This is a genomic window from Exiguobacterium sp. Helios (assembly GCF_014524545.1).
In the GTDB taxonomy this organism is placed as follows: Bacteria; Bacillota; Bacilli; order Exiguobacteriales; family Exiguobacteriaceae; genus Exiguobacterium_A.
Genome location: NZ_CP053557.1, coordinates 1222949 through 1238800 on the forward strand (window position 1 = coordinate 1222949; position 15852 = coordinate 1238800).

20 protein-coding genes are annotated in these 15852 nt (G+C 47.5%); 14 read left to right on the forward strand and 6 right to left on the reverse strand.

Translation table 11 applies throughout. The features are described 5' to 3' along the window. The first annotated feature begins 3 nt into the window (after positions 1-3). The 5 genes from HNY42_RS06260 (at position 4) to HNY42_RS06280 (ending at position 3601) form a co-directional block, all read left to right on the forward strand. Positions 4-429 carry a BrxA/BrxB family bacilliredoxin gene (locus HNY42_RS06260; protein ID WP_026828877.1) on the forward strand — a complete coding sequence of 142 codons (426 nt, stop codon included), beginning with the start codon at positions 4-6 and terminating at the stop codon, positions 427-429. Between the two features lie 283 nt (positions 430-712). Then, the gene (locus HNY42_RS06265; protein WP_131503099.1) at positions 713-1489 is read left to right on the forward strand and encodes a transporter substrate-binding domain-containing protein; all 777 of its coding nucleotides are present in this window, start codon (positions 713-715) and stop codon (positions 1487-1489) included. Between the two features lie 60 nt (positions 1490-1549). Further along, a complete protein-coding gene (locus HNY42_RS06270) occupies positions 1550-2206 on the forward strand; it encodes an amino acid ABC transporter permease (RefSeq protein ID WP_131503098.1) in 657 nt (218 codons plus the stop codon). A gap of 13 nt (positions 2207-2219) precedes the next feature. Then, positions 2220-2942, forward strand: a complete 723-nt coding sequence (locus HNY42_RS06275; protein WP_131503185.1) for an amino acid ABC transporter ATP-binding protein — start codon at positions 2220-2222, stop codon at positions 2940-2942. Positions 2943-2998: 56 nt separating this feature from the next. Beyond that, positions 2999-3601 (forward strand): HD domain-containing protein, encoded by a 603-nt coding sequence (locus HNY42_RS06280; RefSeq protein ID WP_188005265.1) that lies wholly within the window; start codon positions 2999-3001, stop codon positions 3599-3601. A gap of 47 nt (positions 3602-3648) precedes the next feature. Here the strand turns inward: HNY42_RS06280 and HNY42_RS06285 are convergent, their stop codons facing one another. From HNY42_RS06285 to HNY42_RS06300, 4 genes are all read right to left on the reverse strand, one after another. Next, on the reverse strand, positions 3649-4362 hold the full coding sequence (locus HNY42_RS06285; RefSeq protein ID WP_131503096.1) for a ZIP family metal transporter: 714 nt from the start codon (positions 4360-4362) through the stop codon (positions 3649-3651). A 149-nt stretch (positions 4363-4511) separates the two neighbouring features. After that, positions 4512-5276 carry a 2,4-dienoyl-CoA reductase gene (gene fadH / locus HNY42_RS06290; RefSeq protein WP_188005266.1) on the reverse strand — a complete coding sequence of 255 codons (765 nt, stop codon included), beginning with the start codon at positions 5274-5276 and terminating at the stop codon, positions 4512-4514. Between the two features lie 88 nt (positions 5277-5364). Then, positions 5365-6300 (reverse strand): manganese-dependent inorganic pyrophosphatase, encoded by a 936-nt coding sequence (locus tag HNY42_RS06295; protein ID WP_131503094.1) that lies wholly within the window; start codon positions 6298-6300, stop codon positions 5365-5367. Between the two features lie 56 nt (positions 6301-6356). Then, the gene (locus HNY42_RS06300; protein WP_188005267.1) at positions 6357-7442 is read right to left on the reverse strand and encodes an N-acetylglucosaminidase; all 1086 of its coding nucleotides are present in this window, start codon (positions 7440-7442) and stop codon (positions 6357-6359) included. Between the two features lie 78 nt (positions 7443-7520). On the opposite strand from HNY42_RS06300, the gene HNY42_RS06305 reads away from it, so the two are divergent. Together HNY42_RS06305 and HNY42_RS06310 are read left to right on the forward strand one after the other, a co-directional pair. After that, a complete protein-coding gene (locus HNY42_RS06305) occupies positions 7521-8474 on the forward strand; it encodes an aromatic acid exporter family protein (RefSeq protein WP_131503092.1) in 954 nt (317 codons plus the stop codon). 228 nt (positions 8475-8702) lie between these two features. Further along, positions 8703-9827: a M20/M25/M40 family metallo-hydrolase gene (locus HNY42_RS06310; RefSeq protein ID WP_131503091.1), complete on the forward strand. Its 1125-nt coding sequence runs from the start codon at positions 8703-8705 to the stop codon at positions 9825-9827. 57 nt (positions 9828-9884) lie between these two features. Here the strand turns inward: HNY42_RS06310 and HNY42_RS06315 are convergent, their stop codons facing one another. Continuing rightward, positions 9885-10064 carry a hypothetical protein gene (locus tag HNY42_RS06315; protein WP_026828866.1) on the reverse strand — a complete coding sequence of 60 codons (180 nt, stop codon included), beginning with the start codon at positions 10062-10064 and terminating at the stop codon, positions 9885-9887. Positions 10065-10171: 107 nt separating this feature from the next. On the opposite strand from HNY42_RS06315, the gene rnz reads away from it, so the two are divergent. Genes rnz through HNY42_RS06350 form a run of 7 tightly spaced genes read left to right on the forward strand, consistent with a single transcriptional unit; the run spans position 10172 to position 14954 of the window. After that, a complete protein-coding gene (gene rnz / locus HNY42_RS06320; RefSeq protein ID WP_188005268.1) occupies positions 10172-11077 on the forward strand; it encodes a ribonuclease Z in 906 nt (301 codons plus the stop codon). Between the two features lie 5 nt (positions 11078-11082). Further along, the gene (locus tag HNY42_RS06325; protein WP_131503088.1) at positions 11083-11979 is read left to right on the forward strand and encodes a hypothetical protein; all 897 of its coding nucleotides are present in this window, start codon (positions 11083-11085) and stop codon (positions 11977-11979) included. Beyond that, complete coding sequence (locus HNY42_RS06330; protein ID WP_131503087.1) at positions 11976-12386, forward strand: DUF4430 domain-containing protein; 411 nt, start codon at positions 11976-11978, stop codon at positions 12384-12386. Before HNY42_RS06325 ends, HNY42_RS06330 begins: the two co-directional genes overlap by 4 nt. Then, a complete protein-coding gene (locus HNY42_RS06335) occupies positions 12364-13062 on the forward strand; it encodes a hypothetical protein (protein WP_188005269.1) in 699 nt (232 codons plus the stop codon). The genes HNY42_RS06330 and HNY42_RS06335 overlap by 23 nt, the downstream gene beginning before the upstream one ends. After that, positions 13025-13990, forward strand: a complete 966-nt coding sequence (locus HNY42_RS06340) for an ATP-binding cassette domain-containing protein (protein WP_188005270.1) — start codon at positions 13025-13027, stop codon at positions 13988-13990. The genes HNY42_RS06335 and HNY42_RS06340 overlap by 38 nt, the downstream gene beginning before the upstream one ends. Continuing rightward, on the forward strand, positions 13981-14547 hold the full coding sequence (locus tag HNY42_RS06345) for an ECF transporter S component (RefSeq protein WP_188005271.1): 567 nt from the start codon (positions 13981-13983) through the stop codon (positions 14545-14547). Before HNY42_RS06340 ends, HNY42_RS06345 begins: the two co-directional genes overlap by 10 nt. A gap of 32 nt (positions 14548-14579) precedes the next feature. After that, a complete protein-coding gene (locus tag HNY42_RS06350; RefSeq protein ID WP_131973156.1) occupies positions 14580-14954 on the forward strand; it encodes a hypothetical protein in 375 nt (124 codons plus the stop codon). A 62-nt stretch (positions 14955-15016) separates the two neighbouring features. Here HNY42_RS06350 and HNY42_RS06355 read toward each other — a convergent pair whose 3' ends face one another. Continuing rightward, positions 15017-15829, reverse strand: a complete 813-nt coding sequence (locus tag HNY42_RS06355; protein ID WP_114596296.1) for an SDR family NAD(P)-dependent oxidoreductase — start codon at positions 15827-15829, stop codon at positions 15017-15019. Positions 15830-15852: the final 23 nt, after the last annotated feature.

Genomic DNA, 15852 nt, shown 5'->3' on the forward strand with positions numbered 1-15852 from the left:
ACAATGGATTTCCAAATGTATTTTGAAGATGTCGTTCAAACGGCACGTAAAGAAGCAGCAGCTGCTGGTTTTGAAGAATTAACGACGGTCGAGAGCGTCGATGAAGCGATGAAGCGTGACGGTTTGACGCTTGTCCTCGTCAATTCGGTGTGCGGATGTGCCGGTGGGATTGCTCGTCCGGCTGCCGCTTACATCAACCGGATGGAAGGTGTAAAACCGGATCATTTCGTGACGGTATTTGCAGGGCAAGACCGGGAAGCAACAGATCGGGCGCGTGAATACTTCGAAGGATATCCGCCATCATCGCCATCATTCGCATTGATGCAAGATGGAAACATCCTGTCGATGGTCGAACGGTTTGACATCGAATCGTTTACTGCAGAAGAAGTCGTCGAAAAGTTAGAGTCATTGATTGAAATCTACGCGTAACAGTGAAAAAGAGGCTAACGTGAAAACGTTGGTCTTTTTTTGTTTGAACAGAAATAAAACAAAAATAAATGTAAGCGATAACAAAAAAGTATTGATCAAAGAAAGCGAATAAATTCAGGTTTTATGCACTATTTTCATATTTTTATGCTTTACAATGAATAAATATTCGTATATTCTAAAAGCAATAAATCAGGTCGAACTTTTTAGTATTGAATTAGAAAAAAACATAAGTCATACTATTGTTAAAGTTCTGACAATTGAGCGTTGGAAGGGGAATTTATTGATGAAGAAACTAGTAGCAACGGCAATGGCAGGAATTCTCGCAGTCACGATGGCAGCATGTGGGGCCTCGGAGGAATCAAAAGGCGACACGACGAAGAAGAACGATAAAGTATTGACGATGGGAACATCAGCGGATTACTTCCCGTTCGAGTATATCGATACAGCGAAAGGTGATGACATCGTCGGGTTTGATGTAGCAATCGCCAAAGAAGTCACAAAAAATCTCGGTTACGAGTTGAAAATCGAAGACATGGAGTTCGGAAGCCTGCTCGGAGCACTCAGTGCAGGACGTGTTGATTTCGTCATGGCAGGTATGACGCCGACAGACGAGCGGAAGAAAAATGCCGATTTTACGGATATCTACTTCCAGTCAAAAAACCTTGTCATGACGAAGGATAAAGCGATCGCGGCAGATGATGAATTAAAAGGCAAGAAAGTAGGTGTCCAGCTCGGATCAATCCAGGAAGCATTAGCGAAAGACCGGTACAAAGACAGTGAAGCGGTCTCGTTAAACAAGATTCCAGAAATCATTCAAGAATTGAACACAGGCCGGATCGACGCGCTGATCATTGAAGACGCCGTCGCCGTCAAATATATGGATCAAGACGAGTCATTGAAGACATACGAAATCAAGGAAGACGGACCAACCGGTTCTGCTGTCGCCTTCAAAAAAGGAGACAAGATGCGTGACGACTTCAACAAAGAGTTGAAGAAGATGATCGACAACGGAGACATCGACAAACTCGCAGAAGAATGGTTCCAAAAAGAAGCAAAATAAGAGTAGTGCATAGGGGTGGGGGTAACCTCATCCCTTTTGTGCGACGTTAGGAGATTGGTTATGATAGACTTTACAAAGATTCAAGATTCAATCCCATATATTCTGCAAGGAATTCCGGTTCTGTTTCAAGTCGTCATCGTCGCAGCAATTGCCGGGATGCTGATCGGAATCGTAGTCGCAGCGCTGAAGATTACAAAAAGTATGTTTCTTCGATTCCTAGGTCATGCCTATACGGCAGTCTTCCGCGGAACACCATTGATCTTGCAACTGGCGATCATTCATTTTGGATTGCCGCAGTTGACAGGGTATGTAACAACAGGCTATCAATCCGCCATCATCGCCTTTTCCCTAAACTCCGGTGCCTATATCTCGGAGATTATCCGGGCCGGAATTCAAGCGGTCGACCGGGGACAATGGGAAGCTGCGGATGCCCTCGGGATTCCTTACATGAAACAGTTACGGTCGATCATCTTGCCGCAAGCATTTAAAAACATCTTACCGGCCATCATGAATGAATTGATCACCTTAACAAAAGAATCCGCTTTGATTTCGACGGTTGGTGTACTCGATGTCATGCGCCGGGCACAGGTCGTCGGTGGAGAAAAAGCCTTGTATTTTGAACCGTTATTGTTTGCGGGGTTCGTCTATTTCGTACTTGTCATGGGATTGTCCTTGATTGGTCAACAAGTCGAAAAAGCTATGAGAAAGAGTGGTTAATCAGATGGAACCTATGATTCAAGTGACTGATCTGTATAAGCAGTTTGGAAAATTAGAAGTCTTAAAAGGGATCACGACGACGGTCGGACGCGGAGAAGTGGTTGCCGTCATCGGTCCGTCGGGATCCGGTAAATCAACGTTTTTACGTTGTATCAATCTGTTGGAACAGCCTACAAGCGGGACGATTAATGTCGATGGATTTGAACTGACGAAACCAAAAGCGAATATCGCGAAAGCGCGTCAAAACATCGGTATGGTCTTCCAACAGTTTAATCTTTTCCCGCATAAGTCTGTGCTCGATAACCTGATTTACGCACCAATCAACGTGTTAGGTCTTTCAAAAGACGCGGCTGTCAAGCGGGCGGAAGTGTTGCTTGATCGGGTCGGTTTGGCCGAAAAACGGGACAACTTCCCGAACCAGCTGTCAGGCGGTCAAAAACAACGGGTCGCCATTGCCCGGGCGCTGGCGATGGAACCAAATGTCATGCTGTTTGACGAGCCGACATCGGCCCTTGATCCGGAAATGGTCAACGAAGTACTGGATGTCATGAAACAGCTCGCCGAAAGCGGAATGACGATGGTCATCGTTACGCACGAAATGGGCTTCGCAAAAGAAGTCGCAGATCGTGTCCTGTTCCTGGATGAGGGTATTTTGATGGAAGAGGGCAGTCCGGTGGAACTGTTTGACCATCCGAAAACGGATCGGGCAAAAAAATTCCTCGAAAAAGTATTATGATGAAAAGCGTCGACTCGATTAAACGAGTCGGCGTTTTTTGAAAGGGTGATGTTACGTTGTATGAAGAAACCAAAAAATTTGTCGAGAGATTCCATGCAAATGATTTTTCCGGTCATGACTTTGCCCACATCGAACGGGTCCGGACGATGGCGTTACGGATTGCCGAAATCGAAGGAGGCGATGTTCAGATTATTGAACTCGCCGCCCTACTGCACGATGTAGCCGACAGTAAGCTCGGCGGAACGAGTGACAGCGTCGATCAGCATCTACGGCCACTCGTATCGGAACAGGACCGCCTGTATATTCTCGACATCATCAACAGCTTGTCATTTAAAAGGGGTGACCGTCCGCCGATGAAGACGATTGAAGGGAAGATTGTCCAGGATGCAGACCGATTGGATGCGATTGGCGCCATCGGTATCGCCCGGACATTTCAATTTGCCGGTCAATTCAAGGAACCGATGTATGTGCCGGGACTCGTTCCCCGCGAGCCGGGTGACCGGACGGGAAAGACGAGTGCCTTACACCATTTCGATGAAAAATTATTCCGCTTAAAAGAGTTGATGAACACGAAGACGGCGAAAATCATCGCTGAAGATCGTCACCAGTATATGCTGGAATTCGTCGAACGGTTCAAACAGGAATGGGAAGGTCGGTAACTAGAACGAAACAGGGATCCGCTCCAAATGGAACGGATCCCTGTTCGTTAACTTAAGATGACAGCTGTAATCAGACCAAGTGAAGCGAACAGACCTACAATCGCACCGCCCTCTTCATGGGCTTCCGGCATCATCGTCGAAGCGAGCATGGCAATGATACCGCCGCTTGCAAAGGCACCGATCATCGCAAACTGCATATCCGGTAATTCCGCTAAAATGGAATAACCGGCAAGGGAGGCAAGTGCGGAAATCAACCAGACGATTCCCCACATGACAAGAATTTTCTTCTTCGAGAAGCCGTCTTTTTGTAAGCCGGTTGTACTCGACAGACCTTCCGGGATGTTACTGACAAAAATCGCTGCGACAAGAGCGGCGCTGACATTTCCGGATAACAAACTGGCACCGATCATGATCGATTCCGGAATCGCATCCAGAATCGTCCCGAAGAAGATGGCCGTTCCTGTACCTTCGTTACCGCCGGACGATCGTTTTCGTTTACTGGCACCACGGGAGGAAACGAACATGTCAAAACCGGTGAACACGAGTGAACCGACGATAAAGGACACACCGACAACCATCGTCGTGGATTTGTTTAAGGCTTCATCCAATAATTCAAACGTCGCCGCCCCGATTAAAATGCCCGTTCCAAACGACATCACATACCCGATCAACCGTTGTTTAAGAGGGATGAACAAACCGATTAATGCCCCGATGACGACAGCCCCTCCTGCGATTGCCCCCCACATAAAAGCGATTCCCATTTCTATATCCTCCTTACTCATAACTATCTGTATTACTATTTTCCTAAAAAAATGATTGATAAACATAGCTAAATGGAAAAATAAGAAGGGGCGGACAGAAAATAATTTAAAAAGTCTCCCGTCGTGGAGACGGAAGACTGAGAAAAGCATCAAAACGGTTGTTTATTTAACCAATGTCCACCGTCGAGGGCGATACATTCCCCATTTAAGTAGCTCGCCTGATCGGACAGCATCCAAGTCGCAAGACCGGCGATTTCTTCCGGTGTCCCGAATCGTCCGAGCGGGACGTTCCGCCGAATCCGTTCCGCATGTTCCGGAGACATGGCGAGTTTATCGGCTCCACCGGTCCGTTCAATCGGTCCGGGACTGATGGCATTGATCCGGGCCCCGTATTTGTAACCCCATTCGACAGCAAGTGTCCGCGTCAGGTTCAGGACGCCGGCTTTTGCAGCGGCACTCGGTGCGACACCTGGACCTGCCTGCCAAGCATATGAGGCGACGATATTCAAGATTTGTCCGCCTGATACATTGTCCTCCTGCCAGCCTTTGACGAGGGCATGCGAACAGTTGAATGTCCCGTTCAAGACGATATCAATGACTGTTTTCCATCCATTTGGCGAAAGTTCATCAGTCGGACAGATGAAATTGCCGGCAGCGTTATTGATCAGTGCTTCAAGTTGTCCGTATTGTTGCCGGGTTTGATTGACAGCAGCGAGGCAAGCGTCCGGATCCCGAACGTCCATTTGAATGACACTGTGTTTTCCGTCAATCGCCTGTAAGTCCTGATCGGTTTGTTGCAACCGTTCGGCATTCCGTCCGGTCACGACGACATTCCAGCCGGCTTCTTTTAAAGCGATGGCCATCGCTTTCCCCATACCGCTCGTGCCGCCGGTGACAAGTACTGTTTTTGTCATGTATAAAACCCCCTTATAAACTGAATGAATAACCATTCAATATAAGTATTCAAAAAAGAAGGAGTAAACTCCTTCTTTTAAACGGAAATTATTCGACTGCTGCTGCTGTATTCGTCAAGACCGGAACAACTTGTTTTTTCCGTGAAACGACACCTTCAAGATAGAGGAGATGATTTGTTGCATCAAGTCCGAAGGCCCGTTCGACCAGTGATGCTTCAGGTCCGAGAACAAGCGCGACCGAGTTGTTCGTCAAGATATCGGTGACGAGCAACATGTACAAGTCCAATTCTTTTTCAGCAATCAAGGATTCGATCCGTGTTTCGAGTTCTGCTTGACGAAGCAAAACTTCTGCCGTATCAACTGTGTTTGCTTGTGCGATTTCGACTTTGAATGGTCCCATCGAAAACTCTTTTGCATCAAGTGCGATCAACTCATCAACCGTTTTCATTGATAAATCAGCACCGGCTTTTAACATATCGAGACCATAGACGTTGGCATCGACGCCGGCAATCGTCGCGAGTTCACGTGCTGCGATGACGTCTTGCTCCGTACATGTCGGCGACTTGAACAGTAACGAGTCGGAAACGATGGCTGACAACATCAGACCGGCGATTTCCGGTTTAATCGCAACACCGTGTTCTTTGTACATTTTGTTTAGGATCGTCGTCGTACAACCAACCGGTTCTGCCCGGTAATAAAGCGGATCAGACGTCTCGAAGTTGGCAATCCGGTGATGATCGATGACTTCCATCACTTTGACGGCATCGATATCATCGGCACTTTGTTGACGTTCATTGTGGTCAACGAGAATGACGTGTTGTGCTTCTTTTGATACTTCTGTCACGAGGCGGGGACGAGCGACTTTGAAGTAATCGAGCGCAAATTGTGTTTCTCCGTTAATTTCACCAAGACGAACGGCTTCAGCATGAACACCGAGCTCTTTTTTTAATTCGGCATAGGCGATGGCCGATGCAATCGTATCCGTGTCCGGATTTTTATGACCAAATACTAAAACTTTTTCCATGTGTATTCACTCCTAAATGATTGATGTCTCGCCCATTAGTGTACCATAAGTCAGTTTTAGACGGCGTTCATTTTCAAGAGGATTCCGGCGATTTTTTCGCTCCAGTACGGATCGGAGGCATAAAAAACGTTCATTCCGCGTGCCTTGTTTCCAAGAAACGGACCGCGGTAATATTTCCCGTCTTTAGCAAGGTAGTCACGGGCGATGAAGCGACCTGTTTGACGGATCGAGTCTTCAAAGGAAGTATAGGCCGTCGCATTTTGACCGGGAGCGATATCCGTTGCATTGACTCCAAAGAGATTAAACTTATCTTTTGCGATGTCGGACCGTCCGTAATCCGATTCATGAATCGCATGGGCGAGTAAATAGGCCGCATTGATTTGATAGGTACGTTCGACTTGCTTAAACGTCTTGCCCGTACCGATCAAAGGACTGTCGGGAGCATTTTTTTTAATGTAGGCATCCAGTTGCTTTGCTGTCAGGGCGGTCGGTTTCCGTAAATCCTGCGTCAACGTTTTGGATTCGACATACTGCATCGTTCGGTCGTCTAACGATGCCGGTGCTTCACCGGCCGTAATTAAACCACCGAGACCGGCATCGGCGACGATATAATGCAAGAGACGCGCGCCTTGTTTTTCATAATAGGACCGATTACTGGATTGTTCGAGCGGATAAAGAGTCAACCGGTCCGAAGCGACATAACCGGTCAGACCGGCAATCTCGACCCGACTGACCGAATCCGTATAGGCAAGTAAAGCGAGTCGGCTGCCGGGCGCGACATACGTATGTCGTTTTTTCAACGCCCGGTCCGAATAAATACTTAAGGTCTGATTTGAATTGACGATTCCAATCCCGCTTCCGGTCAAATAGAGATACCGTTCATCGGACGTCCGTTTGATGGCGCCACGGCGTCCGTTGATAAATGCTTTCGCTTCGGTGACGGAATCGAATTCTTCTTCCTGGATGACTTTTCCGTCCCGGTAGAGTTCCGCGACGTATGGGGAAGCCGGAGGAAGAATGGTTTGAGGTTTATCCCGTAACAACAGGAACAATCCGCAACCGAGTAAGAAAAAAAGGACAAGCCCCTTGAAGGAGCCCGTTCGACGGACCGGGCGAGTAGGGCGAATCGTACGTTTAGTCAAAAAATCACGTCCTTCAAAAAAATCAATCGACAACCTGGGTAAAGAATAGGTAACCTAACAAAGAATGGGGGGAAGTCTGTGTTTATCGGATATCGAACGTTAAAGACCGCTGTCGCAGCGGCACTGGCGATGTGGATTGCGGAAACGATGCAACTGGATTACTACGTTTTTGCAGCCATCATCGCTATTTTGAGCATTCAGGCGACAAGAAAAAAATCATTCCGTTCGTCTTATGAACGGATTATGGCTTCGGTTCTCGCGATCGGACTTGGTTTTGTGATCTTCGAAGTCATCGGATACCGTCCGATTTCCATTGCACTCTATTTCATTTTATTTCTTCCACTGACACAACGCCTCCGCCTACAGGACGGTTTTATCACAAGTGTCGTCATCCTGACCCATCTGTATGTCGCACGCCAATTAAACCTCAGCATCTTTTTAAACGAATTGTATTTGTTGCTGATTGGTGTCGGGGTCGGATTACTCGTTAATATGTACATGCCGAGTCTCGACCGGACGATTGCCGAGCGGCGACTGCAAATCGATCAACGGATTGCCGCCTTGTTCTTCGAAGTGGCCGCAGCGATCGAGACGGGGCGGATCAACCAACATTCGCTGACGCTACATGAGACGGAACGGCTGTTGAAAGAGGGGAAGGATGCTTCCTTGAAACGGATGGGGAATGCCATCGGTCGGCGAAATGATGATGAAGACTATCTGTATTTCCGAATGCGCGAACAACAGTTTGAATTGTTAAGTGGAATCGTCCGCAACGTCGATGATTTAGTCCTTGTCGTAGAAGAAGGAAAAAAAGTCGCCGACCTGTTCCGGACGATTGGCGACAATGTCCGCCCCGATGCCGACGCGACACTATTTTTGATGGAACTCAAACGTCTACTCGAAGAATTTCGCGAGTCACCGTTACCGAAGACACGCGATGAGTTCGAAGTCCGGTCCGCTCTGTTGCACATGTTGCAGGAAGCGGAACAGTATTTGAAACTGAAGCAACGATTCGTCGATCAGAAGAGGTAGAACATCGTCGACGCAAAAGTACCGAGTAAGAAAATTGCTAAAATCGTAATCGTGGTCCATTTGATGATCCGTTGTTGTTTTGATGGTTTTGCCATAATAAAACGACTCCTTTCATAGAACGATTGATTATAGCCATTGTACAAACAACGCTTGCGAAGTGCAAATCTGCCTATAGATGGTATACTAAAAAAGCGCTAGTCGAACTGAAAAAATGAGGAGGAATGCAACATGGTGAATGAGCAACGTGTACTTGATACCTTTTTAGAACTGGTCCAGATTGACTCGGAATCAAAAGAGGAAGCACAAATCTGTGCCCACTTAAAAGAAACGTTTACGACACTCGGCTGTGACGTATTCGAAGATGACGCTTCATCCAAAACCGAACATAAAGGAAACAACTTGATCATCACGCTTCCGGCAACAAAAGACGGAGTCGATAAGATTTATTTCACTTCCCATATGGATACGGTTTTTCCGGGACAGGGAATCAAACCAATCATCGAAGACGGATATGTTAAAACCGATGGAACAACGATTCTTGGGGCAGATGATAAAGCGGGACTCGCTTCATTAATCGAACTGGTCCATGTCTTGAACGAAACGAATCAACCGCATGGGAAAATTCAATTCGTCATCACGGTCGGCGAAGAGTCCGGTTTAGTGGGTGCGATGGTTTTGGATCCATCGAAGATTGATGCAGACTACGGTTTTGCTTTGGATTCAGACGGTAAAGTCGGCGATATCATTACGGCTGCACCAACTCAAGCGAAAGTAAATGCAAAAATTTACGGCAAAACAGCTCATGCTGGTGTTGCACCTGAAAAAGGAATCTCTGCCATCACGATTGCAGCAAAAGCAATCGCTAAAATGCCGCTCGGCCGGATCGATGAAGAGACAACGGCGAATATCGGACGCTTCAGCGGTGGTGGTCCATCGACCAATATCGTCTGTGACTACGTCGAAATCTTTGCGGAAGCACGCTCACTCGTTGCACCTAAAATGGAAGCCCAAACGGCGAAGATGAAAGCGGCGTTCGAAGACGTTGCTGCTGAATTCGGAGGGCGTGCGGAAGTCGAAGTCAAAGTCATGTATCCTGGTTTCAAATTCGAAGACGGCGATCAAGTCGTCGAAGTGGCAAAAGCCGCGATTACACAACTCGGTCGGACACCACGTCTCTTGCATTCTGGTGGGGGATCAGATGCAAACGTGATTGCCGGTTTCGGGATTCCAACCGTCAATTTGGCTGTTGGTTACGAAGATATTCATACGACAAATGAAAAAATGCCGATTGAAGAACTTGTTAAAACGGCAGAATTATGCGTAACGTTAGTCGATTACATCACAAATAAATGATGACAGACTAAAAAGAGTGTACCGCAACGTTGCGGTACACTCTTTGTCGTTGTACGATTAAGTTAATTGTGGACGTTCGAAATATTCCATTGACTCAAGAACAAGTTCTTCCGTACATAGTAAGGTTGTTGCAATATCTTGAATTTGGATTGATTTCCCATACTGTTGCCGATAGTTCTCGTTTAACATCCGGGCACTTTGTACGATTCGTGCATAAGTCCGTTCGATTTTGGTCATGGAAAAACCACCTTTCGAATCAGTATGGGTACAGTTTATCATGCTTCCACTCGAGAAAGGTGTATTTTGTGTATAAAAATTGCTAATTTTACGAAAAGGGGAAAAAGATGGAATTTTATTTTTTAGGAACAGGTGCCGGGATGCCGTCCAAACAACGGAATGTTTCATCCATCGCACTGTTACATCCGAAGATGACCTGGTTATTTGATTGCGGTGAAGCAACGCAACATCAGATGTTGCACAGTCCGATCAAACCGCGTAAGGTCAGTACGATTTTCATCACACATCTGCACGGTGATCATATCTTTGGACTACCGGGTTTTATCAGTACCCGGGCTGCACTCGAAGGTACGACGTTGTTGACGATCTATGGACCAAAAGGATTAAAGGAGTGGTTGGAGGCGACATTACGGGTCACCGGGACGTATCTGCGTTATCCGCTCGATATCATTGAAGTCGAAGCCGGTCAGACATATGAGCAGGAAGGATTTCAAATTCACGTCGAAGCGTTGGAACATCGCTTTTTGGCGTACGGTTACCGGATTGAAGGTCAGGAAGAAAAGGGGGCCTTACGCGTCGAAGCGTTACAACAACTAGGCATTCCTTCTGGACCACTCTATCGGCAAATCAAACAGCAGGAAACGTTTGTATTTGAGGGGATCGAACACCGGTCGACTGATTTTCTTGGAGACCCGAAGCCGGGCATTAAGTTGGCGGTGTTAGGAGATACGGTGCCGTGCGACGGGAGTATCCGTTTGGCACAAGAAGTAGATGTCCTTGTGCATGAGGCGACATTTGCTGACTCGGAACAAGACCATGCCGGACGCTTCGGTCATTCGACAGCAAGGCAAGCTGCTGAGATTGCCTTGAAAGCACAGGCTAAAAAACTGTTGTTGACGCATATTTCTGCACGGTATGTCGATCAAGAACAACGGTTGGAAGCGGAGGCGCGGGAAGTATTTGAAGAGTCATACCTCATGACGGATCATCAATCTGTCGTGATTAAGGGGTAAACAACATGGACTTTCTCATCCAATGGTCACTGTTTCTGTTAGCAAGTATCATTCTTGGTTTCTTTTTAGAAAAACGGACGGAAAAGGAACAATATCTTTATTTGAAATTCGTTTTTTATGCATGTTTAGGAGCGGTATCGTTCCCTGTCTATGATATTCAGTTGCCGCTGGGAATTATCTTATTTCTAATTGTTCTGCATCCGAAAAAAAATTCCCGGTACAAACGCTATATGGCCTTATTCGGTTTTCTTTTTTTCCTGCTTCAGCTCATCCTGGGACCGTTCGATACGTTTACGCTCCGGGAAGAGACGCAACAAATGGGTCAGGTCACGATTACGGACGAATCTTTTGATACGCTGATGACGCACATCGACCGTCGGATCGGAGACGACTCGCTGCGACTGGAACAAAGTCAATTGTTGTTTGACCAGGGTGGCAACCTGCGGAATGCAACATTTGAGTTGATCGCGAAAAGTCCGAAGCGTTTCATCCGGTACGAAGTGACCTATCAGGAAGTGACCGGTACATTGACGTACCGTCCCCGGGAAGAAGTATTGACCCGTTCGCTCGAGTCCTACTATCAAAAATTGATCGATGCCTCGACCTCGTTTCAAATGTTGAAGACTTTATCCATCAAGCAGATTCTCCATGAATCGAAGACACCGTATGCCGAGATGGATTTGGATGGTCTGTACGAAACGTTCAGCTTACAGGATGCTACGGTCCTGTTGATTAACGATCAAGGCGAATTGATCCCGTATGTCAATACCGGAGAAGATGTGTTAGCCAACGCGATTCGGTTGACATATCTTCGCTCCGATGGACAATCGTTACGGGAGAAAAAAATACTTTTATACAATTACAGTTTTGAGACCTCAAGACGCAAAGGAGTCGTACGATGAAAAAATGGATATTGATGAGTGGCATTTTCCTGCTTGCAGGATGTGCGGAACAACCGACAGACCAAACTGCTGAAACTAAGGCATGTGAACGTTCGGTCGAAGTATCGGTCGTCAATCATGCGAATGATAAGACATTATATGAAAAAGACATGTGTCTCAAAGCATCTGAGACGGCGCTTGATGCGCTAGAAGAAACGGATCTTCCGGTCGTCAAAACCGGTAAGGGTGAAATGGCATACGTAACGGCCGTTGACGGTATCCGTGAAAAATCAGCCGGAGCAAGCAGTGGCTGGGTATTTGGCGTCAATGACAAACCGGCACAAGTCGGGGCAGGGGCGTACGAACTAAAAGACGGCGACCGTCTGGAATGGCGATTTGAAAAAGATGCAATGGCTTATTTTCAGTAAGGCGGAACGGGAGCGACTTCATCCACTGAATGTCGCTCTTTTTTTAGTGGCGATGTTATCGGTCCCGTTCTTTTTACAGACGCATGTCAGCATGCTGATTGTTTTGACCGGACAATTATTGTTTTTTGCATGGATTCGGCAATGGAGCGTCCTGCGTTACCTGACGTTACCTCTGATTTATATCGGAATGATGTATGCCCCTCTGCTCGTCGGTGCGTCCGTTGATCCATACGGGATTTGGCTGACCGGTCTGACGGTTGCCCTATTCGTGACATCGAGTCAACTGACTTTTACCTTGGTCCGGCTCGAGCAAATGGGTCCGTTATTCCGAATTTTACCGCGACTGACGCGCTTAACGGGGATGGTCCTGGCTATCATCCCCTCGTTGCTCCGTACGTGGCCGGAAGTGAAGATGAGCCACGCCAAACAACCAGTGGCAGAAAAGATGGAACGGGTTGCGTTGTATCATCTGTTACCTGTTGAAGCAGTCCCAAGTCCGTTACGTCGCTTGACGCGTTCTGATCTGTTGATCGGACTTGTGATTACAGGCATGTACATCGCATTCTGGTCTCCTGTTGCGGTCGTGTCAGCGTTAGTTTTACCCGGATTAGTGATGTTCTCAAAAGGAGGAATACGGGATGCCTACCATCATTACCGACGAAGAAAGTTCACTTGAACGGTTGGAACAACTGGCTCAGGCAGTTGGAGCCGAAGTGATTCATCCGGACCGTCTGTTGCATGGGCGTGTCCGCGATATGTTAGCGACAACCAGTTTATTTGTCGCAGGTGAACTGGCGACATTACTTGGCTTAGAAGCTTTTTTTGACCGGGAGACAAGTGAACTGTCATCGGGAGAACAGCAACTCGTTTCGCTCGGCTATACATTGTCTGGTTTACCGGAACGGATTTTCTTGGCGGAACCATTTTTATTTTTAGATCAAGTCCGTAAAAACCGCTTGATGCTGTTGTTTGAGGAAATCGAGCGCCGTTTTTCCTGTCACATCACTTATTCCATGGTACACCAACCACGACTAAAACAGCAGAGCGGAACGGGACCGGTCAAAGGAAGGGTCATCGACGAGATGTCACGCATCCGGCACCGCTATCCGTTGCAGTCAAAATACGCTTTGCTGGTCGAACAGATGTCGTTTCGGTTAGGAGAACGGGTAGCCTTGATTGGGGCCAACGGAAGTGGGAAATCAACTTTGTTACGTCTGTTACTCGGTGTTGACCGGCCGCTTTACGGCAAGGTCAAGCGAACCGGGGAAAAATGTTATGTTCCGGCACATCCGGCCTTGGCACCTGTCCTCGACAAGCCGGCCGCTACTTTTTCCGAGCAAAAACAACAATTGATGGAACGGCTTGCCTGGACGGAAGAAGCCTGTTATTTTGATGAACCGACGGCGGGTTTAACCAATCAGCAACGCTCTGATTTTATTCAAACCATGCTACATCATCCGGACAAGTTGATTATTCTTGCTACACACGATCCCGACCTGATTTTTTGTGCGACCCGTGTCGTGTATCTTGTCCAGGGCGAGATTGCCTTTGATGGTCCGGCGTCGCTGTTCATCGAGCAAAGCAGGTTGTACGAATGGAACTGATCGGCGCAGCAGTCCTCCTCATCAGTTTAATTGTTCTTTGTTTCGAGAAACGTCCGATTTCAGAGTCGATGCTTCGGTTCATCGCACTGGTCACGGCAGCGGCGATTGTCGGAAGGCTGATTTTTGCAAGTATTCCGAATGTCCAGCCGGCGACTGCACTGATTCTCTTGGTTGCAGCCTGTATAGGACCGATTTCCGGTACAATCGTCGGGATGCTCGTTGTCGTCTTGACGAGTTTATTTTTAGGAAGCGGTCCCTTTGTGTTATTCCAAATCGTGGCGTACATGGTCGTCAGTCTTCTCTGTGTCTTACCGGGTATGCGAACGAGATGGGTCTTAACCATCTATGGACTGGCGGCAGGTTTTTTTTATGGCTGGATCAGCAATTTAGGTTTTCTGATTTTTACCGATTTTTCGCGAGAAGCGTTTTGGACACTGCTCTTGACGGGAGGTCTGTTTGATTTAGTACACGGCGTTTCAAATGCCGTCTTCATCTGGTTGTTGTATCCGATTTTTTTGCGGATTTTGCACTCGTTTGATGGAAATGAGGGTACATGATAAGTAATCCCATTCGATTGGAGTGAAGCGTGATGCTTAGTTCGCCGCTGTCCATAACGTATCTCGTCGGGTTGTTACTTATTGCGGGTTTGGGTCTGGCATTTGGAAGTATCTTATTGTTGAAGGGAACGGTTCGGGGGCGTTATGCAGGATTTTATTTACTGGCAGCAGCCATTTTCCCCGGAGCGATGCTGATTACTTCCGTCGAAGGCGGACTGGTCGGACATCTCTTTTTTGAGAAAGAATTGTTCCTGTCGATCGTCGCCTGGTTGTTAGTCCTGTCGAGTGGTTACCTCGTCATGGTGACGGGCGCTGTCACGCTTCGGTACGTGTACCGTTATACCTCCATTCCGAAAAACGTTCAAAAATGGATGACGGACCATTTTCATCGTCCGAAACCAAATTAAACGAAACAAGACGTCCATCGCTTTCCGGAAAGGAAAGGATGGACGTCTTTTCTGTGTTCGGATTAGTTGGAAACAGCGAATTCTTCGACCGGTGTCTCTTGTTGTTGCTGATCCGGATTTTGAATTCGTCCAGTCACTTCCGTTAGGAGACGGCGGGGCAACAGTTTAGCGAACGTCACCATGGCGCGGTTACTTGCTCCCGGTACGACGACACGTTTTCCTTTTAACGTTCCCCGGTATCCGGCAAAGGCGACGAGGTGAGACGGCATGCTTTTAAAAGGTAATGTGATTTGGGCACGATCAAAGAAGTTCGTATCCGTTGGTCCCGGGCAAAGGCAGGTGACCGTGACACCTGAACCGTCGAGCTCGGAAGCGAGTGCTTCGGACAACGATAAGACATACGCTTTAGTGGCATAGTAGACGCTCATATACGGTCCCGGCATGAAGGCGGCAACAGAGGCAACGTTCAGGATACGGCCGAATCCGCGATCAAGCATGCCCGGTACTAAACGTTTTGTCAGTTCCGTCAAGGCGACGACGTTGACGTGAATCGAATTTAAATCTTCTGACGGATCGATTTCCGCGAAACGGCCTGATGTCGCAAAGCCGGCATTGTTGAACAATAAATCAACCGTCAGTTCATGTTCCTCGAGGAAACTGAGCACACGGGAGACGCTGTCTGCTTGTGAGAGATCGACAGCGAATGTGTACGCCTTGATTTGGTAACGTTTTTCAAGAACATGTTTCAGCTCGGTCAGTTTCTTTTCGTTGCGGGCAATCAACACACAATCAAACCCGTCGCGTGCCGCCAATACGGCCAAATCAAGACCGATCCCACCGGAAGCACCTGTAATCAAAGCAGTTTTTCGTAACATGTCATACTCCTCCATTCAATTGA

Coding starts and splice junctions, on each gene's coding strand:
- HNY42_RS06270 (WP_131503098.1), top strand. CDS start 1,550: ATGATAGACTTTACAAAGATTCAAGATTCAATCCCATATATTCTGCAA.
- HNY42_RS06325 (WP_131503088.1), top strand. CDS start 11,083: ATGGACTTTCTCATCCAATGGTCACTGTTTCTGTTAGCAAGTATCATT.
- HNY42_RS06275 (WP_131503185.1), top strand. CDS start 2,220: ATGATTCAAGTGACTGATCTGTATAAGCAGTTTGGAAAATTAGAAGTC.
- HNY42_RS06330 (WP_131503087.1), top strand. CDS start 11,976: ATGAAAAAATGGATATTGATGAGTGGCATTTTCCTGCTTGCAGGATGT.
- HNY42_RS06315 (WP_026828866.1), bottom strand. CDS start 10,064: ATGACCAAAATCGAACGGACTTATGCACGAATCGTACAAAGTGCCCGG.
- HNY42_RS06345 (WP_188005271.1), top strand. CDS start 13,981: ATGGAACTGATCGGCGCAGCAGTCCTCCTCATCAGTTTAATTGTTCTT.
- HNY42_RS06310 (WP_131503091.1), top strand. CDS start 8,703: ATGGTGAATGAGCAACGTGTACTTGATACCTTTTTAGAACTGGTCCAG.
- fadH (WP_188005266.1), bottom strand. CDS start 5,276: ATGACAAAAACAGTACTTGTCACCGGCGGCACGAGCGGTATGGGGAAA.
- HNY42_RS06295 (WP_131503094.1), bottom strand. CDS start 6,300: ATGGAAAAAGTTTTAGTATTTGGTCATAAAAATCCGGACACGGATACG.
- rnz (WP_188005268.1), top strand. CDS start 10,172: ATGGAATTTTATTTTTTAGGAACAGGTGCCGGGATGCCGTCCAAACAA.
- HNY42_RS06260 (WP_026828877.1), top strand. CDS start 4: ATGGATTTCCAAATGTATTTTGAAGATGTCGTTCAAACGGCACGTAAA.
- HNY42_RS06340 (WP_188005270.1), top strand. CDS start 13,025: ATGCCTACCATCATTACCGACGAAGAAAGTTCACTTGAACGGTTGGAA.
- HNY42_RS06350 (WP_131973156.1), top strand. CDS start 14,580: ATGCTTAGTTCGCCGCTGTCCATAACGTATCTCGTCGGGTTGTTACTT.
- HNY42_RS06285 (WP_131503096.1), bottom strand. CDS start 4,362: ATGGGAATCGCTTTTATGTGGGGGGCAATCGCAGGAGGGGCTGTCGTC.
- HNY42_RS06335 (WP_188005269.1), top strand. CDS start 12,364: ATGCAATGGCTTATTTTCAGTAAGGCGGAACGGGAGCGACTTCATCCA.
- HNY42_RS06355 (WP_114596296.1), bottom strand. CDS start 15,829: ATGTTACGAAAAACTGCTTTGATTACAGGTGCTTCCGGTGGGATCGGT.
- HNY42_RS06265 (WP_131503099.1), top strand. CDS start 713: ATGAAGAAACTAGTAGCAACGGCAATGGCAGGAATTCTCGCAGTCACG.